This is a genomic window from Bradyrhizobium sp. sBnM-33 (genome assembly GCF_032917945.1).
In the GTDB taxonomy this organism is placed as follows: Bacteria; Pseudomonadota; Alphaproteobacteria; order Rhizobiales; family Xanthobacteraceae; genus Bradyrhizobium.
Genome location: NZ_CP136624.1, coordinates 6,964,846 through 6,990,709, shown reverse-complemented (window position 1 = coordinate 6,990,709; position 25,864 = coordinate 6,964,846). Strand labels below are relative to the sequence as shown.

Genomic DNA, 25,864 nt, shown 5'->3' with positions numbered 1-25,864 from the left:
AAGCGGAGCATGGAAAGCATAGACGCTATGACCGGTCCGCCCGAGGAAAAGAGGGCGCTGTTCGGGAACTGGCGGTGATCGAGGGCAAGAATCATGGCCGCCACAATCCATGCCAGTGCGTTGGTGCGGATCGAGGCCAGCCAAGAGGCTGCTCGCGGTGTTCACCTGCTCGATCTGGCGAAGTGGATCGACGATCGCCGCGCGGCGGCGCAGAAAGAACTCGATCAGTTATGGGGACGACGGTGAGAACATTTTGCTGAAGCAACGCCCGGCCGATCGGCCCGGGAGTTTGTCCTTGAGATGTCATTGATGACTAGCTTACCCATTGTGCGGCGCTGCCGTGTTGCCGCTACTAGCGACGTGACCATTGGCAGGTGGTGGCCCCGAATAATTTCGCGAGTTCGGGAGAGGCAGTGCCGGTCGAAATCTCAAGAACAAAAAAGATGAAACCAACGCGCGCGAGTGGCAGGCCTGCTGCAAGGCCAGCCGTAGCTATCCTCGGATACTATCATCGGCCCGTTTGACGTTCAGAGGCTTCGGCCTTCGAGTTTTCTACCTTCTCAATCCTGATTGCCGTCTCAAAAGCAAGCGTTCACATCTCACTGAACAAACGCGAGTATTGATCTTCCAGCAAGGAGACTCGCTGGTCTAAGGGCTTATTCGGACCGGGGATCACCCTCCCGCGAGCAGAACCTCCGGAGAGTCCAAGCGAGGCGCCTTCCGCCGCAAGAACGACGTGCCTCGGCCCAAACGTTGGCCGCCCAGACCACCAATTCACGATCGCCTGCCGCGTTGTGGGCTCATCAGCGAAGGCTCCGAGTATCCGGTAGTCCCACACCCACGACGACGACACCGGCAAGTTGAAGCGCCATACCTGTCAGTCGAATACGAGGCTCGATACACGTGGCTATAAGGATGCAGAGCACGAAACCACAATCGGCGCAGTGCATATGCAATCAGCGGCTGAGTGCGCGCCAGCCATTCGATGGTTTCAGCGACATAGCGCGCCGACCATTTCAGTTTTCCATAATCTCTCGATTTTTCTAGCGTCTGCCGCCGGGCGCACCTCGCTGCTCATTCAATCCCGCGCGCGCAAGAAGGACAATTCAGGTCACGGCGCGTTCGCCTACGTTCGTGCCCGTTTATTCGATAGTTATTTGATGAAGAAAACAGCAGAGGCATAAGTTACTGAAATCGTTGGCGCTCTAGGGGAATCGAACCCTGTTTCAGCCTTGAGAGCGCATAATTGGCTTTGCCGCGCCTTCGATGGCACGAGTTCCCATCGCCAATATCGAGCGCAACCGACGCCAAGCTAATTCCGACGACCCACCTCCAGCTTGCATAGGCGAGCTTTTACCGGCTTCGCGGGCCAAGTATCAAAGTATAGAATCCCATGCCGCGAGATTCCATCCGGCGCTACCGCCGGGCAAGTCGGCGATGTGTAGATTTGCAGCGAAAGATCCGCAGCCGCATCGCCATTGATATCGCCCTGGACGAGATAGCCTTTTACGCCCGTCGGCGAGATATTGGTCAGGTCCCATTGCAGCTGGCCGGCGACGCCGGTGAAGGCCGAAACAAACGTGAAGGCTGGTTGCCGCCAACGAGGCTATTCGCGTCGATATCCGACAGATCAATTTTGTCGGCATGCGCAAATGTATTGATCACATCGCGGTCTCCAAATGCAACACCGGATGCGGAAAGCGTGTTGAAATCCATTCGGTCAAGCCCGCCCGACCCCGTCAGCAAATCTTTGCCCTCACCACCCGTGAGCACGTCGTTGCCGAGTCCGCCATCGAGTATGTCAGCACCATTCCCGCCAAAGAGAAAATCGGCGCCGCCAGCGCCGAAAATCTGATCATTGCCATTCATGCCATGGATAGTTTCGTTGCCCGAGCCGCCGTTGATGACATTGTTGACATAGCACCCTGTGTTGCGCCAACGATGAAATCATCTGCTACGCCCCTGCAAATGAAGCCCCACGGTCATCAAGAATGACAACTCTGCGCGTGTCCGACTTCGCTCCGTCCAGGGCGAACGTCGCTTCCTCCCAAGCACCCACGACGCGGCCGTCCGATAGCAGAGCAAAGGCAGGCAGAAAGGAGAGATTATAATTGTCGCTTGCCGCTACCAGTTCACTCAACAAGTCTCCGGCGATGGAATAGTGTGAGATCGTGGCGAGATTGATTTCATCTTGCGCTCCGTAGTGGTCGTAAGCAATGTAGAGACCGCCCGTCTTGTCGAGAAAGACATTGATGACGTCGAACTCATCGCCGGCTGACTGGGTAGTGGTAACAGTCAGCTGATATTTGCTTCAGCTCGACTGAGTTGCTAATCGCAACGCCCGCCGGCGAGAGAACTGACTATTTAGATTATGCCGCTCGAGCTAAACACTCCGTCGTCGAATATATCGTAGACCTGTCGGTCGTTGCAGATGGCTACAAAATTGCCGTCCGGAAGGCCCACAATCTGCCCAAAGAGATAGCTTTCCGAGGCGTTCGACGGAAGTGGAGGGCTCAATGGAGTCAAGAGGAGTTCGTTTCCAATGGCGGTGCCATTCGCCGAGAAGTGCTGCGCCCTCAGACCATCGCCTTCCCACGCGATGACAAACTCTCCGCTGGGAAGCACTGCGATTGTCGGATGGCCTTGGTGGCCAGCTGTTTGACTATTAACCACCCTTTCCATGCCGATCTTTCCGCCTGTCGCAGAATAGACCTGGGCCCGAACACCCATTCCTTGTCCATCGGTGTCGGTCCAGGCTACGACAAAGCCGCCTCGGCAGGCTCTCGACGTCGAGAGTTCCGTGGCTGCCCGCCGCGTCTATCAGGAGCTCCGCGCCTGCCTTCTGACCCGCAGAGCTGAAGCGCTGAGCTCGGATTGCCCCAGTCGAGACATCTTCCCAAAAAGACCACCGCACCGCCATCAGCAAGATCACAACCGCCGACGTAAATCTTATCGCCAGAAGAGGTCGAGTTGACCTGGAGCGGCAATCCGGAAACTGCGCCAAATGCATCATAAAACTGAATGAACATTGCCGACCCGCTCTTGTCAGTCCCGACATGGGTTGCGTCGGACCTAATCATTGCAAAACGGCTGTTACTGATAGCGATCGTTCCGGGAGACCCCCCGCATCAGGCGCGACGCCTGCGACAACCGTCGGTGACCATTGCACGATCAGGCATAGGCATCCCCTAGTTGGTCGACGCGGCTAGTCGGCGGTGCGCCGTCATTTGCGATGGTCTCTTTGCAGGAACCTCAAAGTGCGAAATCCCAAGCGTTCAAATCGAAAACCGAGTTGGCGTCAGAGGATAAAATCCACGCCGCGAGATTCCATCCGGCGCTGCCGCCGGCGAGATTCTTCGTGGGCGACGTGTAAATTTGCAGCGAAAAATCCGCGGCGCCGTCGCCGTTGATGTCGCCCTGAAGCAGATAGCCCTTCACCCGAGCCCACGAAACATTCGTGAGGTCCCACTGCAACTGCCCCACGACACCCGTGAACGCGGACACGAACGTAAAGGCTTGAATGCCGCCAATGATACTGTTGGCGTCAATCGCTGCGAGATCAATCTTGTCACCATGCGCGCAAAGGTGTTGATCACGTCACGGTTGATGAAGGCTGCGCCGCTGTCCGCCAACGATGTCAGAACCATCCTATCGAGACCGCCGCCGCCAGTCATCGTGTCCTTGCCCGCACCGCCGATAAGCGTGTCAACGCCTTGGCCGCCGAACAAGATGTTGTCCCCGGCGTTGCCACGCAGGATGTTCGAACCAAGATTGCCGGTGATTTTATTGGCGAGAGCATTGCCACTGCCGCTCAACGGCGTGTCGCCGATCAAGATCAACTCCTCAACGTTATTAGGCAGGACATAGGCATTCAAGGCCCGTAACAACACGATCCCCTGGCTCATCTACGGTTCGACAACAACATCATTAACATTATCGACGATGTATAGATCGGGGTTGTCGCCGCCGGCCATGTAGTCCGCTCCGGGGCCGCCGTAGAGATCATCCGCACCGCTGCCGCCGAACAGAAAGTCGTTGCCGGCATCACCCCACAGCCTATCGGATCCAGAGTTGCCCCGCAGCGTGTCGTTCCCTACGCCTCCGAACAAATTATTCCCGTCGGCATTACCGTTTAACGTGTCATCTCCTTGCTCGCCGTAAGCGTCGATTCCGTTGAATCCATTGAAGGCGCCAAGCGACAGGACGTCATTCCCGGCGCCACCGACGAGTATCTGATCGATCGTCGGTACAGACATCGTATCGGGAGCGGATGTGAGAAAGACGTACTCTTTACCCATGTGAGGAGAAGATGGCTACAACCAAGACGTCACAGACACCGAATACTCGCATTGCGTCGCTATAGAATTATTTCTCGCCATCTGAATATAATTCGTTCCGGCAGTGGGAGCGATAAATATGAGGAGGGGGTTGGCGCCAACGCCACTGTCTTCATCGCTCGCAAGGGGATTGCCGTTCGCGTCAAAAATCGCGAGCGATGTGTCAAGTTCTTGGAGAGCAGCGTCAGCGCCAGTCGACCCGGAGAAGAAACACGTACCGCATCCCTGCAATCAGAGTAATCGCGATCCAGTCGTCATCGCCTGATGCTTCGAATAAGCCTGAGTATGATGCCTCCAAATTGGAGGCTGAATAAAATTCGCTACTTTCGAACCAAGATGTCGTTGATACATTCGCAGGGACGTCAGCCATAATACCTCCAGTTGGGTATCAGCGGGTTTGGATCGAGCGGGGACCTACAAAATGTGCGAATTTCTTCGTCATCCCGCGATGCCAGTTTTCGAGCAGCGCCGAGCGCGCGTCATCCATCAGCGCTTGCACTTAATCAGCAACTGTGGGGTCGAGATACTTCGTCGGAACAATGAAGTGCATCTGGCACGCTCATTGAGCGCCAGGTATTGTACTTGTGCTTCCACCTGGAGCTTCGACCTGATACGTGCCCTTTGCGGTCAAGTTGGATGGCCGGACCAGAGTGGCAAAGCCAACCTCCCATTCCGTCTAATCGAAGCTGGCGAAGCTGGGATTTTCGCCGGGATCGCCGAAGCCGAACTCTTGTCCGTACTTCGTTCGGGACGTTGGACACCATTTATTTCTAGATATTGATTTCCGGAGTTAAGACCTGGATCGACTCCCGTCGGAGCCTTCTGATGCAGCGTAACGAAATTTACCGGGTAATACAGGGTCTGCGCCATAGCATCTCTCCGCCTCTAAGCAATGACTTAGTGCCCACGCCGGCGGAATGAACTCGGCATGGTTAGAATAAGATCGAATAGGCCGAACCTCCGCTCGGCGAAATAGCTTTCATTTCGGCCATTCGGGTAAGCGACGCTTATGTTCTTGGGCCAGGAGCTCGTTTGCGACGACCTACCTTGCCTCCAATGGATCGAACCTGCAACTTCAGTAAGTATCAAAGTATGAAATCCCATGCTGCGAGATTCCATCCGGCGCTGCCTCCGGGCAAGTTATTGGTCGGCGCTGTGTAAATTTGCAGCGAAAAGTCTGCGGCTGCGTCGCCATTGATATCGCCCTGAACGAGATAGCCTTTCACGCCTGTCGGCGAGATATTGGTCAGGTCCCATTGCAACTGGCCTGCGACGCCGGTGAAGGCCGAAACGAAGCTGAAGCCCTGGTTGCCCGTGACTGTGCTGTTGGCGTCGAGCGCCGAGAAGTCGATCTTATCACCATGCGCGAACGTATTGATCACATCGCGCCACGCGAACGCCGTCCCCGAATCCGACAAGGTCGAGAGGACCATCCGGTCGAGTCCGGCGCCGCCGGTCATCAGATCCTTGCCTCCGCCCCCCGCGATGACGTCGGCGCCAACGCCGCCGAGGATCGTGTTGGTTGCGCTGTTGCCATGCAAGATGTCATTGCCGGTGGTGCCTGTGAGATTGATCGATGCACTGCCTGTAAGCTGAACCACTTCGACATTGGCCGGGCGGCCGGACCAAGTGAACCCGACCTCAAGTGTATCGGTGCCTTCGTTGACCTGTTCCACAACGATGTCGCTGGCGCTGTTGATGACATAAGTGTCGTTCCCGGCGTTTCCACTCATGGTGTCGACGCCTGAACCGCCATCGATGCGGTCGTGGCCGGCGCCCCCATTGACGGTGTCGTCGCCGGCGGCTGCAACAACCACATCGTTGCCAACGCCAGCATTTATGATGTCATTACCACCACCGGCACGAAGTAAATCGTTAAACGTCGTGCCGAGGACAGTCTCGCTGGCATCTGTCGTTTCGATCAGGTAAAGATTGTCTGCGGTGACGCGATAGATTGTTACGGTCGAAGCCGTTGAGAACTGATCGTAATAGGCGACGTGCTCGTGAATGGTTCCGGAGTTGTCTACTACGAGCACACCACCGTCGGGCTGAACCTGACCTGTGATCAGCGTGGTGTGCTGTGGCTGTGCTGGATCTGCCCAATCAAAACGCACTATGTCTCCGGGCTTGGTTAGGGTTAGCCAATTGCTCGGCGTGGCTGCCGTTCCCCGATACGCGACGCGCCAGAAGCCTCCCTCGAGATTTTCCGTCGGAACTAGGCTATAGGAGGCGTCAGACATGGTTGCGCCGACGGATCCGCCAATCACCATTGAGATCCAGTGACAGTCGTTGCTGTTGAGAATTCCAGGATGTTCGGCAACGAAAGTGCGTGCAGCAGCGACAATTTCGGTTGCAGTCGGTGCACGGTTCACCGGAACTGGCGATGATATTGCCGTGTCGGTCGTGAAGACGTACTGAATGTACACCGGGTCAGGCGCCCCGTTGTCGATACGAACGGTCATGTAGAGCTGGGGGTCGAACATATTCCCAAGCTGAACATCGGTTGTTGCAAACTGAGCGGAAGAAACAAACGTCTGATTGAAGCTGCTGGGAGTCGAAGCAGGGATTGGTGAACCGTTTAAGCGCCAAGCTGAAATGGACGGAGAAGCGGGGTTCACGTAGCTGAAATTCCAGGCCTGCATAGCCTCGATGCCGTAGTAGCCAAGCCAAGCACCTGTGATGGAGCCGGCATTGTCTCCAAAGGCTTGGGTAACCAGCGATGAGAGAGACAGCGTTGTGCCTACGGAGCCTTGCAACGCGATAGGAAATGCCTGTCTGAGAAAAGTCGGCATAGCAGCCTCGCTGAAACAATAGGACCAAATAGCGGCGGCCGAAAAATACGGACAGGATGATAGTTGTAACAGCATGGGTCCGCAAGCAAATGTTCATCTACCTCCGTACAGGCCATTCTCTGTTAGAGGAGAAGGTTCAATCGCGACATAGAAGCCCCCACCGCAAGCGCCTTCAGATCACAACCACGCCGAGGGCACTTTCCAGAGATGTCGCCTTCTCTTCCTCATCCTTAGGCCGCCGCCACCGTTCTCCGCTATGAACTCGACGCCGGCCTTTCCGAGCGGCGACCTGGTCCATCAGTAGCCTCCAGTCTCTTTATGGTTGGGGACGAGACGCCCGCCAGAACTTGCCGGCAAGATCCGTCTTGCGACCGCCGACCAACGCTCTTGCAGTGGCGCATCCGAATGGAGGAAAGCGGCTATTTCCAGCATGGAGGTCGCACGAAAGAAGCCGTCAGCGCATCGCGTTATGTCGACCGACTTGCCCGGCTGCTACATGATGCCGCTCAATCTCGCTACAAGTGGCGGCCTCGCACGACCGCAAGCCCTACAAACGATTTAATTCAATGGGGTTTTACTTCAAAGGACGAAGTCCCACGCCGCAAGATTCCACCCTGCGCTGCCGCCGGGCAGGTTATTGGTTGGTGATGTATAGATTTGCAGCGAAAAATCCGCAGCGGCGTCGCCATTGATATCGCCCTGCACAAGGTAGCCTTTCACGCCTGTCGGCGAGATATTAGTCAGATCCCACTGCAGTTGTCCGGCGACGCCGCTGAAGGCGGAAACGAAGCTGAAGGCTTGGTTGCCCGCGACCGTACTGTTGGCGTCGGTCGCGGAAATGTCGATCTTGTCGCCGTGGGCAAAAGTGTTGATCACATCGCGGGCGGCAAATGCCGGTCCGGAATCGGCGATCGAGTCATAAACCATCTTGTCCAGGCCTCCGCCGCCAGTAAGGGTGTCCTTGCCGAGCTGGCCAACCAATTACCAGAGTTTCCGGTGAGGACATTCCAGGCGCTGCTTCCGGTCAGACCGTTCCACCCAAAGCCCGTCAAGGTCGCATTCTCGACATTAGTCGGCATGACGCTGAGTGAGACGCTCGACAATATTGTGTCAATCCCCTGAGAGGCGGCCTCGATCGCCTGGTCGGCCGAGCTATTAAATGTGAATGTGTCGTCGCCAACTCCGCCGCGCATTTCATCGTATCCAAAACCACCGTCGAGCTGATCGTTACCCAATCCTCCCGATAGAATATCTTCACCTATATCTCCAACGAGAAAGTCGTTCCCGTCGCCGCCAACGAGGATATCCGAGCCGGTGCCTCCCCTGAGCGTATCATTCCCGGCGGCGCCATAGATCAAGTCGATCAGATCGCCGCCAGAGATCACGTCCGCGTTGTTACTTCCCAAGATGCCGTCGTGATGGCCTGCGGCGGCCGCCAGCGGCAGTGTGCCGCCAGCCACAGGATCAATGTCCAGGCGGGCTCGAACATCGCTGTTGCCGAGCATCACGCGGGCGCTCTTAACCGCGTTGTCGAGGAAATCGAGAGCGCTATTGACCGGAAAGCCGATCTTCTCGTCCACAAGATCCTTCCAATACTGCTTGAGATCGGTCTCAACGGCATCGAGGTCCAACGATCTCTTCTGATCTTCCGGAATCGACGGATCGAGGTAATCATCCAGCGTGTTCTGGATACGCGTCATCGTTTTCTCAAAGAAATCTTCTGTACTCTCCTTAAAAGCTAGGGCCGGTTGGGTTTGTTCGTACACCTCAAGTGCAAGCAGCCCCCCAGACAGAAGCGAGGGGTGTTCGTCCAGCTCCTCCTCTGCAAATTCCCAGACCGCGTCCGTGGCTTCGTCGGCTAAGAAGTCGTACAGCTCCGCCGCCGCCAATTGGGAATAGCTATAGACGATCCGCCCTCCATTTATGATGGGGTGGACGCCCCGCCGACGGCATCGATGTGCCAAAGTGGAGGTGTTGAGCACCACTTAAGGGAGGCGTCCGTGTCAGAGGTTATCACAGTCGGTCTCGATATCGCCAAGCATGTTTTCCACGCTCATGGAGCGGACGGGCGGGGGCGAGCGATATTCAGCAAGCGGATCAGCCGTAGAAAGCTGCTGGATTTCTTCGCAGCCCAGCCGAGCTGCACGGTAGCGCTGGAGGCATGTGGTGGAGCACATCACTGGGCCCGTCAGCTCACCCAGCTTGGTCATGAAGTTCGGCTGATCCCGCCCGCCTATGTAAAACCGTTCGTGAAGCGGCAGAAGAACGACGCGATCGATGCTGAGGCGATTTGCGAAGCAGCGCAGCGGCCGAGCATGCGGTTCGTGGCCGTGAAGAGCGAACAGCAACAGGCGGCGGGTCTGGTGTTTCGGACCCGTGACCTGGTAGTGCGGCAGCGAACGCAGCTCATCAACGCGATCCGGGGACACCTCACTGAATATGGTTGGGTCGCACCTAAGGGGCCGTCGCATGTGGCGATGCTTGCCGACCTGATCGAAGAAGATGAGATGGCCAGCTCGCTTCCCAAGCGGCCCACGCCATGTTTCGATTGATGTTAGACCTGCTCGCCGGCCTCAATGGCAAGATCGCAGATCTTGACAAGGAGATCGCGCGACGTGCTCGCGAGGACGAAGTATCCCGCAGGCTATTGACCGTTCCCGGCATTGGCCCAATCTCCGCCACCGCGATCGCCGCTCTAGCACCGCCGGCCGAGACCTTCGCCAAAGGCCGTGACTTCGCGGCTTGGCTCGGTCTCACGCCTCTTCAAAGATCGATGCCCTTCGCTGGCAAAGCCAAATCGAAACGAACAGGTAAGCCCTGTGGAGCAACTGCGGTTCGCGGCTGTCGCGTGTGCCGGATGCACGGTGCCCGCGGTGGCGCATCCGAAGGGAGGGAACGGCTATTTCCAGCATGGAGGTCGCACGAAAGAAGCCGTCAGCGCATCGCGTTATATCGACCGACTTGCCCGGCTGCTACATGATGCCGCTCAATCTCGCTACAAGTGGCGGCCTCGCACGACCGCAAGCCGTACAAACGATTTAATTCAATGGGGTTTTACTTCAAAGGACGAAGTCCCACGCCGCAAGATTCCACCCTGCGCTGCCGCCGGGCAGGTTATTGGTTGGTGATGTATAGATTTGCAGCGAAAAATCCGCAGCGGCGTCGCCATTGACATCGCCCTGCACAAGGTAGCCTTTCACGCCTGTCGGCGAGGTATTAGTCAGGTCCCACTGAAGCTGACCCGCGACGCCTGTAAAGGCCGACACGAACGTAAACGCCTGGTTGCCGGCAGCAAGGCTGTTGGCATCAATCGTCGAGACATCAATCTTGTCACCGTGCGCAAAGGTATTGATAACGTCGCGAAAGGCGAAGGCCACGCCGCTGTCCGCAAGCGACGAAACCACCATCCGGTCGAGGCCCGCACCGCCCGTCATGGTGTCCTTTCCTGCACCTCCGTCGATCACGTCGGCGCCGATGCCGCCAAGCAGGAGATCCGCACCACCGCCGCCGCTCAGGATGTTGTTGCCGGTGTTGCCGTTGATGGTCTGACCGAGCTCGTTACCCGTAAGGGTTATCCCGTTCGTACCGCTAGCGGTAAAGACCTCGATCTGCTGACCGGCCGCAAGCGCGTAGTTGACCGAAGTATTGACGGTGTCGGTCCCGCCATTGAGGGCTTCGATTACCTGGTCGCCGGCATTGTCCACAGTGTAGGTGTCGTCGCCGCCACCGCCCGTCATCGTGTCGATCCCGGCCCCGCCGTCGAGCAAGTCATTGCCCGCGCCACCGTCCAGCGTATCGTTACCGACCAGGCCATAGAGCTGATCAACGCCATCATTGCCGATGAGACGATTGACGTCGCCGTTGCCGGTGAGAACATCGTTAAAAAACGAACCGCCGAGACCTTCGATAAATATGAAAGTATCGCCCGCGGCCTCTCCGGTATTCAAGTTTGGGTCGGTCAAGCTGACAGTCAGGCCGGTCGTCGCCTCGGAGTAGTCGGCAATGTCAGTTCCACCTGCGCCATTCAAGACGTCCGCCCCAAAATTTCCGCGCAGATAATTCCCGCCCGAATCACCGATCAGCGTGTCGTTAAAGTTTGATCCGCCAATACCTTCGATGGCGGTAAAGGTGTCGCCAGCGGCTTCTCCCGTGTTTGCCGCTGAATTGGCGAGATTGACCGTAAGGCCGCTCGTGGAATTCTTGTACATCACGAGGTCAAACCCCGTGCCGCCAATCAACGTGTCAGCTCCCAGATTCCCGTCCAGGAAGCCTCCAGCGTTGCTCAACACCAAAGTGTCGTTGAAGGCGGAACCCCATAGCCCTTCGATGGATGCGTATGTATCGCCGGCCGCGTCCCCAGTATTCGCGGCGGGGTTGGCGAGGCTCGCCACTAAGCCAATGATTGATTGCGAGTAGTCCGCAGTATCGAAGCCAGCTCCACCGTTGAGATGGTCGGCGCCAGCGCCGCCCCTCAGCAAATTGTTGTTGGCATCACCGGTGAGTTGATCGGCGAAGCTCGAGCCAAGCAGACCTTGGATCGATATAAACGTGTCGCCCGTTGCCTCGCCGGTATTCAAGCCGGAATTTGCAAGATTTACAGTCACTCCCGCCGTTGCGTTTCCATAATCGGCTAAATCAAAGCCAAGCCCACCGTCAAGGATGTCAGCGCCCAGTCCCCCACGCAGGATGTTGATGGCTGCATCACCTATGAGCGTGTCGTTGAAATCGCCACCTCGGATCGCCTCGATCGACGTAAATGTGTCGCCAGCCGCTTCCCCAGTGTTAGCCGCTGAATTGGCGAGATTGACCGTGACAGAAGTGGTGGCGTTGGCATAATCGGCAAAGTCATTGCCGCCGCCGCCGTCGAGCGCATCGGCGCCGAGCCCGCCGCGCAACAAATTGACATTGCCGTCACCGGTTAGCGTGTCATCGAAATCCGAGCCGATCAGTCCTTCGATCGAGGTATAGGTATCCCCGGCTGCATCGCCAGTGTTGGTTCCCGGGTTCGCCAAACTGGCAATCAGCCCTGTGGCAGCGCCGCGGTAATCGGCAAAATCGAAGCCTGCACCGCCATCCAGAATGTCTGCTCCGGCTCCGCCACGCAAGGCGTTGTTGCCACCATCCCCGATCAATGTGTCCGCAAACCCGCTACCGCGAATGTTCTCGATCGAGAAGAAGGTATCGCCGGCGGCATCCCCTGTGTTCTGGGAGGCGTCTGCAAGATTGACGGTCAACCCTCCTGCGGAGGTGGTGTACGAGGCGGAGTCGGATCCGGTTCCTCCGTCCAAAATATCCGCGCCGCCATTGCCGATCAGGATATCGTTCCCGCCCAGGCCGTTCAGGGTGTCGTCTCCGGCGCCGCCGGTCAGGGTGTTGTTGGTATTGTCGCCGGTGAATACGGGCATGGCAAATGCTCCACAAAATAGGGACACTGGAGAAATCTGGAGGGTGCCTAAGAAGGCAAAAAGAAATGAAGGCGATTTTTTTGTTAAATGGGATTGTCTTAAGTTGATTAGTGCTCAGAGTCGGCGAAAACGTCAATCGATTTTCCGGATTGGATCCACCCGAGGCAGCGCCGCTACTTCGTCTCGGCGCCGGATAGGGGATCCGGCACGAGCGCTCACCCAAATGGGTGATGAAACACGGGCGGGGTTTGTGGTCAATCGCTTGCGGCCACCGACCATCGGGTCATGGATTCGCACACGCCGCTATATTGTAATCCCTATTCGAAAAACCTTCTGCTTCGAAGCTGGTTTAGCGTCACAGGATGAAATCCCATGCTGCGAGATTCCATCCCGCTGAACCACCTGGCAGGTTGTTGGTCGGCGACGTGTAGACCTGCAACGAGAAGTCGGCGGCGCCATCGCCGTTCACGTCGCCCTGTGCCAGGTAGCCCTTCACACCTGTCGGCGAGATATTAGTCAGATCCCACTGAAGCTGACCTGCGACGCCTGCAAAAGCCGATACGAACGTAAACGCCTGGTTGCCGGCAGCCAGGCTGTTGGCATCAATCATCGAGACATCAATCTTGTCACCGTGCGCGAAGGTATTAATCACGTCGCGAAAGGCGAAGGCCACGCCGCTGTCCGCAAGCGACGAAGCTACCATCCGGTCAAGGCCTGCACCGCCGGTCATCAGATCCTTGCCGCCACCACCGGCAATGACGTCGGCCCCGATGCCACCGAGGATCGTGTTGGTTGCGCTATTGCCGTTCAGGACATCATCGTAGGTTGAGCCAGTAAGATCAATGGCAGACGTGCCGACCAACTGCACGATCTCAACGTTGGCAGGACGCCCCGAATAGGTGAAGCCGACTTCCAAGGTGTCTGTGCCGCCATTCGCCAACTCGATGATCACGTCCGATACGCGGTCGATGACGTAGGTGTCGTCTCCATCGCCGCCTCGCATCGTATCGGTACCGCCGCGGCCGTCGATCCGATTGGCATCCGCATTGCCGGTGACGGTGTCGTTGCCCGCACCCATGATCGCGTTGGCAAAGTCGTAGGTCAAGTCGGTGCCGATATCGGATCCGGTTGCGTTGTACCAAAGGGTCCCGTTCCATTGTGCGTCGAAGAACAGCGTGACTGACGTAGTCGCCGCCGAGTAGTCCAGCGTATCCGAGCCGGCGGCGCTGTCGCCCCAATAGTTGCCGCCGTACAGGAGGTCGTCTCCGGCGCCACCAGCGATCACGTCGTTCCCAGCGCCGCCGAATACGTGATCTGCGCCGACGCCACCGCGCAACATATCGTTGCCGCCAAATCCGCCGATTTGGTCGTTGCCACCGGCCCCGTCGATCACATCCTTGATCGATGTGCCAAAGATCTTGTCCGCGGTCGCCTTGCCGGTCTGGGTCAGTGTGGCGGTCGCCGCGCTCCACGACCACGACGCGAGGTGCGTGCCATCCGCGGACGGGGTCCCGTAAACATACTGCGCGGCCTGGATGTCGAGCGGACCGAGGACGTCGACCAGTCCGCCCGTGTAACTCATCACCGTGTTGGTATGATTGTCTAAGGCCGGGTCGAGAGTAGTCGTGCCATCGAACGTATGCTTGAACCCGAGTGCGTGGCCAATCTCATGCAGCAACAGGTAGACAGAGTTGCTGTACTGAGTGTTCACGAAAACGTCGCCACCGAGCAGGGACTCGGTGATGTATGTATCGGCAATTGCGCGGCTCGGATAATAAGCGAAGCCGCTGTTCGACGCGTTATTCGGAGTGTAGTCGAAGTTGTAACGGCCGAATCTTATATCGCCCTCTCCGGCGGCGACCTCCAGAAACTGAATGCCGCAGGCCTCGCCCCACTGGCGGAGGGCCTCGCGGGCTAAATCCCTGTCCTCAGGGGAAAAGGTTTGGAACGAGTTGATAAACCGCTGGCTGTAGTTGGCAGAAAGATAGGGTTGCGGGACACTTTCGAATGAGAAAGTGATAAAAACCGGAGTGCCGGTTGCGCCCCGTCCGGACCAGGTGTCGCCGGAAAGGATGGAGGTGTAATCGTTCACTACCGGCATTCCTCTATTCCCCTACTATGCGCATGCCAATGAAAAGACTTAAGAATACTAGGCGGGTGCCTGAGACGGCAGAAAAAGAGACGAGCAATTTTTTCGTTAGCTTGGATTGTCGTAAGATTAATCAATGCTCAGAGCTAGTGAAAACGTCAATAAATTTTCCTGATTGCCGACCACGCGTACCCCGCCGCAGCACCGCTGCTTCGTCTCGCGCCGGCCTGCCGGCGCGTTGATCATTCCAGTGCTGTTGATAGGGAAGCCCGGGCCAGATGTGGGCGGGGCCGCAATCAGTAGGAGGGCCATCATGAATATGCGTTGGAAGCGCGGCCTCCAGGCGCCTCACTGATCCCGAGGCAGGACGGGCCGCGCCTGCCACTAAGCAGTTTGACGGTGAATTTCGCGACGCATTTAGTTAACTCGAGCAGGCTTACAACGGACTGTGGACCGCCCACGACGCCCATAAGGCCGCTTGGGATCCCTATCGTGATTGGGAAAAGAAGAACCCCCAACCATGGACCCCTCGGGCCTTCCAAAGTGGTCGGCGGGCCGACAAGTAACTGGACGAGATCAACCATCAGTCGGCATTCACCGGCCGGGGGCGGCACAACGTGACTATAGGGACGCTCAGCACAATCCAGGACGGTTGTACGCGATCGACTTCAACGAGATGGCGTAAAAGGCGGCTGCATCTGTCGCCTTACAGCGCGGCATTCTGGATAAGACGCGACGTCATTTTGCCAAGGAAACCAAATCGTCCATGGTCTGTTGCCATGGATGCCATCCTTGGCGATCCTGACAAGATCGCTTGCGACCTCGCCGCGGCTGGAGCAAGCTGATCCGTTAATAGCCGCCGGTTCACGCTAGGGCGGGCCGTTACCGAAAGACAATGGACCCGGGGACTAAGCGGCCATAGTTTTCCAGACGACACTCGCAATATCCCCAGGTTGGAAGGTTCGGCGTGCAACTGCACACGAGCTTCGATACTGGTTGTACGGAGGCTGAACTACGCAGATCAGATGTCTGCTGACACAGTAGCCCCCCGGAGAACCATAATATTGGGCCTGCGCTATGGGCGGGATCGCCGATACAGAAATCGCGAACAGAAGGGCTAGGTGTTTGGCAGTGGACAATTGCATCTTGAGCGCTCCCGGAATGATTTGGTTGACCCGACACAGCGTATCCTTCGCAGCCGTCTTGCCAATTAGCGAGCGGGGACGGACCTTGCCACTAAGATCCACCCGCGCGTCAACTGGCGCACGTGCGCCAGTACTTCCCGGGAACCGTCGAATCTTGCTGACGCCAAGCTCCCCCACTATGGCCCGATCTGACATCTGCGGGTTCGGCAATTGCTGCCGCCGTCCCGCAATTTTCTCAATTGCTGTTCATTGATGCGGCAAACGGTCATCTCACAATTCAATGCGCTTGGCTTTCTTACCCCAGGCTGCATCTGGGTCGCGGGCTTGCCCAGCGTTTAATGCTCGCAGCACGTCGACGCGGACTCAAAGGCATAGCCAGCTGGCGCAGTCCAGCGCATCACCGCGCACGGCCGGCAGATTTGACGAGCTGCGCCACGGCGAGGGGTTTCACTTGGCTTGCCTATGACGCCAATTCCGGCCGGCACCTGACGCGCATCCCGCTCGACCGTCGGCTACGTGATCGTCAATCCCGGGCCGATTCACCGGGCGCCTGATTTGTGCTCGACGGCGGGATTCCCCGCGGCAGCGGGTGTTGTAAGGGCTTTAGGGGTCTCGGCGAGCGATCGGCAATGACGTTGTGGATAGGGCCAGTTCAACTTGCCATTGCGGCGCTCCGGATGTTAGTACGTCCAAAAGTTGAGAAATTTGGGGGTACCAACTTATGGGGTATTCTTCAGTCGCGGCCCTCAATCAGATCCGCAACGATCCTTCGTCAATTGTTGGCCTCTACAGCGCCAATCAGGCGCAGTTCATCGCAATTCTCGACATGCCAGGACTCACTGCAGGCGCCTATCAGGCGGCCTTTTGCACGGTGCTTTCGCATGAGCTGGCTCCCTACGGTGCCGGTCTGATCGGCAATGATCTCGAAAGGTTGCTCGCATCGTCGACTTTCGCGTGCAACAATTACGTCTCGGTCGCCTGGCAGTTGCTCGATGCCTTGGGGGATTGACCGACGATATGGCGGGTGTCGGCTGGGACGGCGGCGCCGTCGGCAACCATGTGCAATTGCTCTACGATGACGGCCAGAGCCAATTGCTGCTCGATCCGACCATTGGTGCCGTCGTGAACGGCGTCACCCTGGACGGGCTGATCAACGGTACTGGTTACTTCAATACGCATGTCATCAACGCGGTAGAGCACGGCAGTTATCAGGTTTGGGACGCGATCTACTACGTGCCTGGCCTTGATGAGTGGCTGAACAATTACTTCGGCCATCTCGGCCTGACAATCGACCACGGCAACGGTTCACAGACGATCGTAGGCTATATCACCGGTGACAATATTGACGCCGGTCCCGGCGACGACCTCGTGTATGGTGGGCTCGGCGACGATCATCTCGACGGCGGCAGCGGCGTTGACTTTGCCGTGTTTGCCGGCAGCGCCTTCGACTATTCAATCTACAATTCTGGTCTGGACCAAGCGACCGTCACCGGTCCCGCCGGCACCGACGTGCTGCAGAATATCGAGGCACTGCAGTTCGACGATCACTTAGTGCCGCTGCCGGTCGCACAGGCCGTGCAAACCGACACCTCGGATCAGTTCGTGTGGGCGTCGATTACGACTAACTGCGACTGGCAAGGCAACGCTATCGAGATACTTTACCAGAACGACGACGGATCGAGCTGGTTCTATCAATACGACTCCCTGGATCAATTTGCCTGGAACCGCATCCAGACCCTCACCGATCTCCAGGGCAACGTCACCAAACAGCTCTACGATCAGAACGATGGTAGTCATATCTCCTATGTCTATGACGCGAACAACATCGGCGACTGGGCGCGGATCACCAGCTATCTCACCTCGGACTGGCAGAGATTCTCCAAGCAGATTTACGACGAGGACGATGGCTCGCACGCCATGTACCTCTATGATGTGAACAACACCGGCCTTGGAGGAGCATTGAGTCGTATTTCACGCCGACTGGTCGCAGGTGAAGCATCTCTACAACCAAGACAACGGCAGCCATGTGCTGCTCTATCAATACGATGTCGGCAACACTTACAGCTGGAGCAGCCTGCAGACCAACTACGACGCCAATTTCCACCGCGTCTCGGAGCTGCTCGCCAATGATGATGGGACCCACTCCCTGCTGCAGTTCGACAGCGCCGATCAGCTCGTATGGGTGACGAACTACGGCTCTGACTGGCACATCATCGCATAGAGGTTCACGATGCCGACTGGAGCCTTATTGCTTGATCTGATGTTTGCCGCAGTTCAAACGGCTCTGGGTCAACGATAAGCTCTCCTCCAACTAAACTTCCGTTTGCATCGACCTATTGCGCTCTCACCGAAGAACGGGGGTGCTCGTTGCTGGAAGGTATCCTCCCAAACGATAGAGCACCACCGTCTGGTAGCGCCACACCACGCAAATCGGCATCTCGTTTGACATGGTTTGAGCTAAACGCAAGCTCAGCGCCGATCCACGGCGCGTCCTGTGGTATTCGTTGTGCGCTCGCGTTACCCTCGCCATCTATGCAGGCCACGAGGACAAAGACACGATGACCGGCGGCGGCCTCGACCGGATGGTCCTCTCGGCCTTATTAGACTTGGGGGCTGCGTTCGCGTACCGCGACGTCATCAACACATTCGCGCATGGCGACAAGATCGACCTCGCCGCGATCGACGCCAACAGTAGCATCGGGGCAACCTGCCGCCACCCGACGTCCATTTCGTCCCTTGTTGAACAACTTCCTCTTGGTTCATTTGCAGCTCGGCTGACGCGAGTATCAGTGTCGATATACCGGCCGCTGCTGATCTTGGTGGGCCATTCAAGTTCTGACTGCACGCTGATGGGATCCGATCGATTGTTGACGTTCACTGCATGAACAGGCTAAGAGAGCAGCATGTGCCCAATAAGGGCATCTCAATCCGATGGGTTTCCGAGGCGGGCCACATTGAACTCCGCCATCAACGCGATTTGGATAGGCATTCCGTGTGCGGCATATTCGGCCTTGTCACAAAGAACGGGCCCGTTGATGCTGATCAAGTCGATCGACTGACGGATCTCGTCGCTCACCGTGGGCCGGACGGGCGCGGGGTGAGGGTGAATGGTAATGTCGGGTTGGGGCACCGGCGACTAGCCATCATCGATCTGACGGATGACGGCGCGCAGCCAATGCGCGACACGCGCGTCCCGATCTGGATCACATACAACGGCGAGATCTACAATTATCTTGAGCTCCGCGCGGAGCTTGAGACGCTCGGATTTGTCTTTTACACGGCCTCGGACACCGAAGTCTTGTTGGCGGCCTATGTCTGCTGGGGCGAAAATTGCCTCGAGCGCTTTAACGGCATGTGGTCGTTTGCAATTCACGACGAACGCGACAACACGCTTTTCTGTGCCCGCGACCGGTTCGGCGTGAAGCCGTTCTACTATGTCAATATGGCCACGCAGTTCGCGTTCGGCTCGGAGATTCGCCAACTTCTTCCGTTGATTGAACGCCCCGTTGCTGACGACGATCTGGTCAGCGACTTTCTCGTCTGCGGCCTGACCGACCATACCAACCGGACCTTCTTCAAAGGCATCGAAAAGCTACCTCCCGGACATCGGATGCGCGTTGATGTGTCGACAGGTCGGGTCGATATTGAGCGCTACTATTTGCTCGTTCCTCGTTTGAAGGTAACCGACGAGGAAAATGCGGCGCAATTATTGCGAGGCCTGCTTGATGACGCTATCCGACTGCGTTTGCGATCGGACGTTCGCGTCGGAACCTGCCTGTCGGGCGGGTTGGACAGTTCAAGTGTCGCGACGCTGGCTGCGAGGCGCTACGGGTCGATGTCGAGCGAGCGGTTCTTTGCCATTACCGCTGTGAGCGAGCAGGCCACCAACAACGAGGAAGCATACGCGGCCGAGATTGCAGCGAAATCAGAATTGAATTGGCTGCGCACCCGGCCTAGCTACGAGGATTTTGCATCAACAGCGGAAGCATTGCTGGAAGTCCAGGAAGAGCCATTCGCTGGCCCTTCGATCATGATGCAATATGAGGTGATGAAAACCGCGCGGTCAAATGGCGTGATTGTGCTCCTCGACGGCCAGGGTGGCGATGAAACGCTGTTGGGGTATCATCGCTACTATGCCGCCTGGCTGCTCGATCATTTTCAACGCGCGGGCGTGCGGAAATTTCTGTCTGCCTTCGGCGAGGCCATGCGAGCAGGAATTCCGCCGCGGCGACTACTTATGTATTTGTTTGGAGCGGGCTCGGCGGGACTGCGCGCGGCCTTCTATCGCTTGCGATACACTTTCCTGAAGAAGCCGGACCTGCCGGAATCTCTCCGTCGCTTTTCGCGAAAGACGAGAGATGCGCAGCAAATGCAGGTGCTGGAGATTACCGAAACAAATCTACCGATGCTCCTGCGTTTCGAGGACAAGAATTCCATGCGGTTTGGCATCGAAACGCGGTTGCCATTCCTTGACTACCGCTTTGTCGAATTTGCCCTGACTCTGCCAACGGGCATAAAATTGAACAAGGGGTGGGCCAAGTGGCCGCTTCGCGCAGCTATGCAGGACCTTCTGCCGGCCAGCATCGTTTGGCGAAAGGACAAGATCGGATTTGCGGCGCCCGACCAACTTTGGCTCAGCCGCCATTCCCCTGCGATGTATGACAAGGTGATTGGCAGTACGCTGCTTGCTCGCTACGTCGACATGGGCGCAGTTCAGAGGAAATTCCACCGGCTCGACCTCGGAATGCGCTGGCGGCTTTATTGTGTCGCGCTCTGGGGTGAGCGCTTCCGGGTTGGAGCCCCATGAAGATTTGTATGCTGTCGAGCGTCCATTCGGCCAACGACATTCGAATTGTCGAAAAAGAAGCGCGAAGCCTTTCTGAGGCCGGTCACACCGTGACTGTTGTGGCGCGGCCGCCTCGCGCCAGCGATGCAGGCGGCATCGAATTCAAGCCAATCGAACTGCCGGCAGTCGCCCGGTGGAAGAGGCCGTGGGTCATGGGTCGAGCTGCGACGGCGCTTGCGCGTGCGACGGGCGCGGATGTCGTGCAGTTTCACGACCCGGAATTGATACCTTTCGCACTGTGGCTCAGGAGCCGGGGCTGCAAGGTGATCTATGATGTCCATGAGGACGTGCCCGCTGACATTTACTCAAAGAAATGGATCCCCCGGTGGATGAAGCCGGTCGTCGCGCTCGGCATGGATTTGGTGGAGCGGAACACTGCGCGCCATTTTGACGCGATTGTCGCGGCGACGCCAACCATTGCGAAGCGCTTTCGTGACTTCGGTGCAGCGGTGACGCTCGTCCGAAACAGTGTACGGCTCGACGAATTCATCGAGCCGACCGGCAAGACTCTACGAAAGAGACAGGCCGTCTATATCGGGCATGCGAGTTTCAACCGTGGACTCATCGAAATGGTCGAAGCGTGCGACGCTGCGCGATTGCCGCTCGTTCTGGCCGGCAGCATTGGCGCGACAGAAGCTGATTGGCTGAGACGATCTTCCGCGGGGATCGTGCACCGCGGAAAACTGGACCGATCCGAAATCGCTGCTTTGCTCAATGAGAGCCTGATCGGACTCTGTTTTTTCCAGCATGAGCCAAACCATCTTTATGCCATGCCGACCAAGATCTTCGAGTATATGGCTGCAGGAGTGCCGGTCATTACCAGCGACTTGCCGCGCTCGAAGGAAATTGTCGAAACGGCCGGCTGTGGATTTGCAGTGTCCCTAGATGATAAGAAAGCGCTAATAGAGCGGCTCTCTTTGCTTGCAGACGAACCTCGACGGGCGATTGAGTTGGGACTGGCGGGCCGAGCGGCAGTCGCCAAGGATTACAATTGGCAGTACGACGCGGCGGAGCTCAACAAGCTCTATAAGGAACTCTTTTCGCGCCGGTCAGTGGCATGAACATCTGGCTGTTGCATCCCTTTGCCGGCGGGCCCGGATTGGGTCGTCACTGGCGGCCGTTCTGGCTCGCAGAGGCCTGGGGAAAGATGGGCCATCGCGTGCTGGTCGTCAGCTCCGGCTTCCATCATCTGCACAGACAACCGCGGTCTCCAGGCCCGCTGCGGATTAATGACGTCGATTTCTGGTTTCTCGATACGCCGCGCTACGGCAAGGGCAGTTTGGGTCGACTGTGGAATAACCTGAGTTTCGGACCGGTTCTTCGCTCGGGATCAGCTGCGATAGCCAAGCAGGTTGGCGTACCGGATGTCGTGATCGCTTCAAGCCCACATCTATTCTTCGTCTCGGCGGCACATCGGGTCGCGCGTCGATTCGGTGCCAAATTCTGGGTCGAGGTCCGCGATCTCTGGCCAGAGAGCATCGTGGCGCTCGGGATGACCCCGGCATGGCATCCGCTGATGACGTTGCTCGGCTGGAAGGAGCGGTTCGCTTATCGCACTGCGGATCGTGTTGTTTGCCTTTTGGCAGGCGCGGAGGCCCATATGCGGGCGCGCGGCTTGCCGGCCGGCAGGTTCACGTGGATTCCCAACGGGGTGTCCGAGGGCGAAATCCAACGCGCGCGCGAAATCGAAAGCCTCAGTCACTCGCTCATTGACCGCATCAACCTGATGAAGAACGAGGGCAGGCGGCTCGTTCTCTACGCAGGTGGCATGGGTCCTCCCAATGCGATGGAGGTCATTCTCGACGCTGCGGCTGCGCTCCGCAGGACAAATCCAGAGATTTATTTCGTCCTGATCGGCTCAGGCACCTCACGGGCCGAACTGAAGCAGCGGGCCGCGGGGCTTGCGAACGTGGAATTCCAGGATGAAGTCGACCGATCGATCGTGCACGGCATGCTCAATGCATCAGATTGCGCGGTCGTATCCTTCCACAAGAACGCGCTCTATCACCATGGCATCAGCCCGAACAAACTATTCGATTACTGTCTCTTCGCTCCGCGCAGCGTCATTGCCTGCGAAGACAAGGCGCTTGTAGGGCTGGAAGATCTGGTAACCGCGCGATGTGAACCGAATGATCCTGCTGCGCTCGCTACGTCCCTGGTGACGGCACTGGACAGCCCGGAGCGTCCGCGGAGCGATCGGATCGCAGTCGCGCAGCACTACAGCTATTCGGCGCTCGCAGCGCGATATCTGGACTCAGACAAAGGACCGCGCCTAAAGTGTGATCTTGGCGACACATCGCTTCCGATGAAATTCGTTTCCAATCAATAGGTTGTCGTGTTCACGGGGTGAACGTTTTTTCTTGACGTTCATCGTATGAACGCGCTACCAGCTTCTCCAGCGGGGACAGGCGGAATGGCAGGCACTCTACCCACGGAAGAGAATAACAGCGATCGGCTTGTGCTCGGTCTGCTGACTTCCGTTGAAACGGACGGCGCGCGGTCGCAGCGGCGGATAGCCGCCGAGCTTGGCGTCGCGCTCGGCCTCGTCAACGCCTACCTCAAGCGTGCGATCAAGAAGGGCTTCGTCAAGGTAGGCCAGGCACCGGCGCGGCGATATGCCTACTACCTCACGCCGCAGGGCTTCTCTGAGAAGTCGCGGCTGACGATCGCGTATCTATCCTCCTCCTTCTCGTTGTTTCGCCAGGCCAAGGAAGAATATGGCCAGACCTTCGACCGGGCTCACGCCTTGGGTTTCCAAAGAATTGTCCTCACCGGAAAATCGGATCTTTGCGAAATAGCCATTCTCTGCGCAGTCGATAGCCCGATATCGATAGTTGCCGTCGTGGACCCAGACGAGACGGCGACGCGCTTCATCGGAGTCAACGTCGTTCCATCCTATGATGCGGTTGGCGAGCCGTTCGATGCCGTCGTCGTCACGCATCTGATGCGGGCGAGAAGCACCTTCGACCACGCCGTTGCCATGTTCGGTGCAGAAAGAGTGCTGGCGCCGGATCTGCTGGGTTTGCGTCCGTCACAAAAGAACGGTGCTGCATGATGGCGACGGAGTGCGGTTCTCGCTGGTATCTCGTGCAAACGCAGGTCAATGCCGAGGCAAAGGCCGCGGTCAACCTTGGCCGCCAGGGATTTGCCGTTTATCTTCCCCGTTACCTGAAGCGCCGCAGCCACGCCCGAAAGGTAGAGACGGTGGCGCGTCCGTTGTTTCCGCGCTATCTTTTTGTTGGGATCAACCTCGCGGCGCAGAGATGGCGCGCCATTCAATCGACGCTCGGCGTCTCGCATCTCGTTTGCTGGAGCGACAAGCCGGCGTCGGTGGACGATGCGGTGGTCAACTCCTTGAAGGCGCGCGAGGACGAAAGCGGATTCATCAAGCTCGTATCCCGGGCTGCTTTCTCTCCCGGCGACAGGGTTCGGATCATCGAAGGCGCGTTCACCAACAGTCTTGCGCTGGTGGAGGGTGTCAGCGATCAACGTCGAGTAGCGCTTTTGCTCGATTTGCTGGGTCGCAAGGTACGCGTGCTTGTCGAGGCCGATCTGATCGCCGCGGTCTGAACCGTCTGCAGGTCGGCAGGCGTCGTGAAGAAAGTGCACTTGGGAGTGATCCTCGATTCACCCCGAGTGCGGTAGCTTGCCTGAAGCTGGCGTGAAATTCGAAAGAGAGGATTGATGAAGACCTACGCATTGATCGGCGCTGCAGGCTATATCGCACCGCGGCACATGCGGGCTATGGCAGACACCGGGGGCAAGTTGGCGGTGGCCTACGATCCCAATGACTCTGTCGGTATCATCGACAGTCATTTTCCCGATGCCGGATTCTTCACGGAGTTCGAGCTTTTTGACCGTCATGTTGACAGGCTGCGGCGTCGCGGCAGCAAGATCGACTATGTGGCGATCTGTTCGCCAAACTATCTGCATGATGCGCATTGCCGCTTCGCTCTTCGCACGGGTATCGACGCCATCTGCGAAAAGCCGCTTGCCCTGACCCCTCAAATTATCGATGAGCTGGCCGAGATTGAGCGCGACACCGGTCGGCGCATATCGACCATCCTACAGCTAAGATTGCACCCGGCGATCATCGCGCTGCGTGAGCGTTTCGCCAAGAGCAAGAAGCGCCACAAGGTCGAGCTGACCTACATCACCTCCCGCGGCCGATGGTATCACACGTCGTGGAAGGGAGACGAAGCGAAATCCGGTGGGGTGGCGACCAACATCGGCGTGCATTTCTTCGACATGCTCAGCTTCGTGTTTGGATCAGCGAGCCGCAACGAAGCCCACCTGCGCGAGCCGGACAGGGCGGCGGGCTCGTTGGAATGCGAGCGCGCCGACGTGAGCTGGTTCCTGTCTCTGGACCGCAACGATCTGCCTGACAGCATCAAGGGCAAGAACACGACGTATCGTTCCATCACCGTCGACGGCGAGGAGGTCGAGTTCTCTGAGGGGTTTACCGACCTGCACACGAGGAGCTACGAAGAGATCATCGCCGGCCGCGGTTTCGGCCTAGACGAGGTTCGCCCCTCGATTGATATCGTATCCACGTTCCGCAATGCACCGACCATTAAGAGCAATGGCGTTCATGCCTTTGCCCAGAGGGCAATGCACAGATGAGCGAGATGCGCGAGGATCCGCGCTTTCCGGGCGTATTAATCCATCAATCGAGCTACGTCGACGACGGTGCCGTGATCGGGCGCGGCACCAAGATCTGGCACTTCTGTCACATTCTGCCGCGCACGGTGATCGGCGAGAACTGCTCGATCGGCCAGAACGTGGTGATCGGTCCGAATGTGAGGATCGGAAGCGGTTGCAAGATCCAGAACAACGTCTCGATCTACGATGGCGTCGAGCTTGCAGATGACGTGTTTTGCGGTCCAAGCTGTGTCTTCACGAACGTCAACAATCCCCGGGCGGGCGTTTCGCGGAAGGACGAGTTTCGCAAGACGCCGATTGGGCGCGGCGCAAGCATCGGCGCAAATGCCACCATCGTCTGCGGACATTCGCTTGGCGAATATTGCTTCGTTGGTGCCGGCGCGGTGATCACGAAGGACGTTCCGAATTTCGCCCTGATGGCGGGCAATCCAGCACGAAGGATCGGCTGGATGAGCAGGGCAGGTGAAAGACTGGGGGCAGATCTGGTGTGTGCGCGATCGGGCGAGCGGTACCGGGAAACGGCCCCGGGCCGCCTATCCTGCGACCAGTGACCTCTACACGCATCGGTTTGAATCTTGCATCGCCTAC

22 protein-coding genes and 1 pseudogene are annotated in these 25,864 nt (G+C 57.7%); 13 read left to right on the top strand and 10 right to left on the bottom strand.

The window, feature by feature from the left end; translation table 11 throughout:
• Positions 1-93 precede the first annotated feature (93 nt).
• Both RX328_RS32970 and RX328_RS32965 read left to right on the top strand, forming a co-directional pair.
• On the top strand, positions 94-246 hold the full coding sequence (locus tag RX328_RS32970; protein ID WP_213253018.1) for a pyocin activator PrtN family protein: 153 nt from the start codon (positions 94-96) through the stop codon (positions 244-246).
• A gap of 614 nt (positions 247-860) precedes the next feature.
• Positions 861-1,184: a hypothetical protein gene (locus RX328_RS32965; protein WP_213253019.1), complete on the top strand. Its 324-nt coding sequence runs from the start codon at positions 861-863 to the stop codon at positions 1,182-1,184.
• Positions 1,185-1,530: 346 nt separating this feature from the next.
• Here RX328_RS32965 and RX328_RS32960 read toward each other — a convergent pair whose 3' ends face one another.
• The 8 genes from RX328_RS32960 to RX328_RS32925 all read right to left on the bottom strand — a co-directional run bounded on the left by RX328_RS32960 (position 1,531) and on the right by RX328_RS32925 (position 9,114).
• Positions 1,531-1,869, bottom strand: coding sequence for a hypothetical protein (locus RX328_RS32960; protein WP_213253020.1), 339 nt, complete (start codon positions 1,867-1,869; stop codon positions 1,531-1,533).
• 495 nt (positions 1,870-2,364) lie between these two features.
• Complete coding sequence (locus tag RX328_RS32955; protein ID WP_213253021.1) at positions 2,365-2,730, bottom strand: hypothetical protein; 366 nt, start codon at positions 2,728-2,730, stop codon at positions 2,365-2,367.
• 522 nt (positions 2,731-3,252) lie between these two features.
• The gene (locus RX328_RS32950) at positions 3,253-3,438 is read right to left on the bottom strand and encodes a hypothetical protein (protein ID WP_213253022.1); all 186 of its coding nucleotides are present in this window, start codon (positions 3,436-3,438) and stop codon (positions 3,253-3,255) included.
• A complete protein-coding gene (locus RX328_RS32945) occupies positions 3,435-3,905 on the bottom strand; it encodes a calcium-binding protein (protein ID WP_213253023.1) in 471 nt (156 codons plus the stop codon). The genes RX328_RS32950 and RX328_RS32945 overlap by 4 nt, the downstream gene beginning before the upstream one ends.
• Positions 3,906-4,298: a calcium-binding protein gene (locus tag RX328_RS32940; protein WP_213253024.1), complete on the bottom strand. Its 393-nt coding sequence runs from the start codon at positions 4,296-4,298 to the stop codon at positions 3,906-3,908. It abuts the gene before it with no gap.
• 1,124 nt (positions 4,299-5,422) lie between these two features.
• A complete protein-coding gene (locus tag RX328_RS32935) occupies positions 5,423-7,129 on the bottom strand; it encodes a calcium-binding protein (RefSeq protein ID WP_213253025.1) in 1,707 nt (568 codons plus the stop codon).
• A 579-nt stretch (positions 7,130-7,708) separates the two neighbouring features.
• Complete coding sequence (locus RX328_RS32930; protein ID WP_213253026.1) at positions 7,709-8,056, bottom strand: hypothetical protein; 348 nt, start codon at positions 8,054-8,056, stop codon at positions 7,709-7,711.
• Positions 8,002-9,114, bottom strand: coding sequence for a calcium-binding protein (locus RX328_RS32925; RefSeq protein WP_213253027.1), 1,113 nt, complete (start codon positions 9,112-9,114; stop codon positions 8,002-8,004). Before RX328_RS32925 ends, RX328_RS32930 begins: the two co-directional genes overlap by 55 nt.
• Positions 9,115-9,129: 15 nt before the next feature.
• Between RX328_RS32925 and RX328_RS32920 the strand changes: the two are divergent.
• Positions 9,130-9,902: pseudogene (locus tag RX328_RS32920) on the top strand (IS110 family transposase); the annotation flags it as partial.
• Positions 9,903-10,188: 286 nt separating this feature from the next.
• Here RX328_RS32920 and RX328_RS32915 read toward each other — a convergent pair.
• Entirely contained in the window at positions 10,189-12,534 is a 2,346-nt protein-coding gene (locus tag RX328_RS32915; protein ID WP_213253028.1) for a beta strand repeat-containing protein, read from the bottom strand.
• A 355-nt stretch (positions 12,535-12,889) separates the two neighbouring features.
• Positions 12,890-14,626: a M43 family zinc metalloprotease gene (locus tag RX328_RS32910; RefSeq protein WP_213253029.1), complete on the bottom strand. Its 1,737-nt coding sequence runs from the start codon at positions 14,624-14,626 to the stop codon at positions 12,890-12,892.
• 1,863 nt (positions 14,627-16,489) lie between these two features.
• Between RX328_RS32910 and RX328_RS32905 the strand changes: the two genes are divergently transcribed.
• The 10 genes from RX328_RS32905 to RX328_RS32860 all read left to right on the top strand — a co-directional run bounded on the left by RX328_RS32905 (position 16,490) and on the right by RX328_RS32860 (position 25,827).
• Positions 16,490-16,777, top strand: coding sequence for a hypothetical protein (locus RX328_RS32905; protein ID WP_213253030.1), 288 nt, complete (start codon positions 16,490-16,492; stop codon positions 16,775-16,777).
• Positions 16,774-17,898 carry a hypothetical protein gene (locus tag RX328_RS32900; protein WP_213253031.1) on the top strand — a complete coding sequence of 375 codons (1,125 nt, stop codon included), beginning with the start codon at positions 16,774-16,776 and terminating at the stop codon, positions 17,896-17,898. Before RX328_RS32905 ends, RX328_RS32900 begins: the two co-directional genes overlap by 4 nt.
• Positions 17,899-18,326: 428 nt before the next feature.
• Positions 18,327-18,653 (top strand): hypothetical protein, encoded by a 327-nt coding sequence (locus RX328_RS32895; RefSeq protein ID WP_213253032.1) that lies wholly within the window; start codon positions 18,327-18,329, stop codon positions 18,651-18,653.
• 107 nt (positions 18,654-18,760) lie between these two features.
• Positions 18,761-20,575, top strand: coding sequence for an asparagine synthase (glutamine-hydrolyzing) (gene asnB, locus RX328_RS32890; protein ID WP_317258555.1), 1,815 nt, complete (start codon positions 18,761-18,763; stop codon positions 20,573-20,575).
• 8 nt (positions 20,576-20,583) lie between these two features.
• On the top strand, positions 20,584-21,675 hold the full coding sequence (locus RX328_RS32885; RefSeq protein WP_213253034.1) for a glycosyltransferase: 1,092 nt from the start codon (positions 20,584-20,586) through the stop codon (positions 21,673-21,675).
• Positions 21,672-22,943 carry a glycosyltransferase family 4 protein gene (locus tag RX328_RS32880; RefSeq protein WP_213253035.1) on the top strand — a complete coding sequence of 424 codons (1,272 nt, stop codon included), beginning with the start codon at positions 21,672-21,674 and terminating at the stop codon, positions 22,941-22,943. Before RX328_RS32885 ends, RX328_RS32880 begins: the two co-directional genes overlap by 4 nt.
• An 84-nt stretch (positions 22,944-23,027) precedes the next feature.
• Positions 23,028-23,669: a winged helix-turn-helix transcriptional regulator gene (locus RX328_RS32875; protein WP_213253036.1), complete on the top strand. Its 642-nt coding sequence runs from the start codon at positions 23,028-23,030 to the stop codon at positions 23,667-23,669.
• Complete coding sequence (locus RX328_RS32870) at positions 23,666-24,184, top strand: transcription termination/antitermination protein NusG (RefSeq protein ID WP_249726660.1); 519 nt, start codon at positions 23,666-23,668, stop codon at positions 24,182-24,184. Before RX328_RS32875 ends, RX328_RS32870 begins: the two co-directional genes overlap by 4 nt.
• A gap of 114 nt (positions 24,185-24,298) precedes the next feature.
• Entirely contained in the window at positions 24,299-25,237 is a 939-nt protein-coding gene (locus tag RX328_RS32865) for a Gfo/Idh/MocA family oxidoreductase (protein ID WP_213253037.1), read from the top strand.
• Positions 25,234-25,827 (top strand): acyltransferase, encoded by a 594-nt coding sequence (locus RX328_RS32860; protein WP_213253038.1) that lies wholly within the window; start codon positions 25,234-25,236, stop codon positions 25,825-25,827. Before RX328_RS32865 ends, RX328_RS32860 begins: the two co-directional genes overlap by 4 nt.
• Positions 25,828-25,864 lie beyond the last annotated feature (37 nt).

What these genes read in the sequence shown, in the direction of transcription:
- RX328_RS32870 (WP_249726660.1), top strand. Translation starts at nt 23,666, where the DNA reads ATGATGGCGACGGAGTGCGGTTCTCGCTGGTATCTCGTGCAAACGCAG.
- RX328_RS32955 (WP_213253021.1), bottom strand. Translation starts at nt 2,730, where the DNA reads ATGGGTGTTCGGGCCCAGGTCTATTCTGCGACAGGCGGAAAGATCGGC.
- RX328_RS32935 (WP_213253025.1), bottom strand. Translation starts at nt 7,129, where the DNA reads ATGCCGACTTTTCTCAGACAGGCATTTCCTATCGCGTTGCAAGGCTCC.
- RX328_RS32915 (WP_213253028.1), bottom strand. Translation starts at nt 12,534, where the DNA reads ATGCCCGTATTCACCGGCGACAATACCAACAACACCCTGACCGGCGGC.
- RX328_RS32960 (WP_213253020.1), bottom strand. Translation starts at nt 1,869, where the DNA reads ATGAATGGCAATGATCAGATTTTCGGCGCTGGCGGCGCCGATTTTCTC.
- RX328_RS32945 (WP_213253023.1), bottom strand. Translation starts at nt 3,905, where the DNA reads ATGAGCCAGGGGATCGTGTTGTTACGGGCCTTGAATGCCTATGTCCTG.
- RX328_RS32970 (WP_213253018.1), top strand. Translation starts at nt 94, where the DNA reads ATGGCCGCCACAATCCATGCCAGTGCGTTGGTGCGGATCGAGGCCAGC.
- RX328_RS32860 (WP_213253038.1), top strand. Translation starts at nt 25,234, where the DNA reads ATGAGCGAGATGCGCGAGGATCCGCGCTTTCCGGGCGTATTAATCCAT.
- RX328_RS32905 (WP_213253030.1), top strand. Translation starts at nt 16,490, where the DNA reads ATGGGGTATTCTTCAGTCGCGGCCCTCAATCAGATCCGCAACGATCCT.
- RX328_RS32865 (WP_213253037.1), top strand. Translation starts at nt 24,299, where the DNA reads ATGAAGACCTACGCATTGATCGGCGCTGCAGGCTATATCGCACCGCGG.
- RX328_RS32895 (WP_213253032.1), top strand. Translation starts at nt 18,327, where the DNA reads ATGACCGGCGGCGGCCTCGACCGGATGGTCCTCTCGGCCTTATTAGAC.
- RX328_RS32940 (WP_213253024.1), bottom strand. Translation starts at nt 4,298, where the DNA reads ATGGGTAAAGAGTACGTCTTTCTCACATCCGCTCCCGATACGATGTCT.
- RX328_RS32875 (WP_213253036.1), top strand. Translation starts at nt 23,028, where the DNA reads ATGGCAGGCACTCTACCCACGGAAGAGAATAACAGCGATCGGCTTGTG.
- RX328_RS32930 (WP_213253026.1), bottom strand. Translation starts at nt 8,056, where the DNA reads ATGGTTTATGACTCGATCGCCGATTCCGGACCGGCATTTGCCGCCCGC.
- RX328_RS32880 (WP_213253035.1), top strand. Translation starts at nt 21,672, where the DNA reads ATGAACATCTGGCTGTTGCATCCCTTTGCCGGCGGGCCCGGATTGGGT.
- RX328_RS32885 (WP_213253034.1), top strand. Translation starts at nt 20,584, where the DNA reads ATGCTGTCGAGCGTCCATTCGGCCAACGACATTCGAATTGTCGAAAAA.